Here is a 201-nt window from a genome sequence, read left to right as displayed (position 1 = left end):
ACTGGTTGGTACCAAGAAGGCGAGAAATGGTTCTATTTGGATCCAGCTGCGCAGGGTGCAAAAAAAGTTGGATGGGCTGAAGTGAATGGGAAATGGTATTATCTAGATCCAACAACAGATGGCTCTATGAAAACAGGTTGGGTTCAAGTAAATGGAAAATGGTATTATTTAGATGGTAATGCAGGTGGAGCTATGCAAACC

1 pseudogene is annotated in these 201 nt (G+C 42.3%); it reads left to right on the top strand.

Going from position 1 to position 201, the window contains the following annotated elements:
• Positions 1–201: pseudogene (locus MR170_RS32200) on the top strand (hypothetical protein); the annotation flags it as partial.

Origin of the sequence: Bacillus cereus group sp. BfR-BA-01524, assembly GCF_022662595.1 — a bacterium.
GTDB lineage: Bacteria > Bacillota > Bacilli > Bacillales > Bacillaceae_G > Bacillus_A > Bacillus_A thuringiensis_S.
The sequence above is the reverse complement of the archived record's forward strand: the minus strand, read 5'-3'. Positions and strand labels throughout refer to the sequence as shown.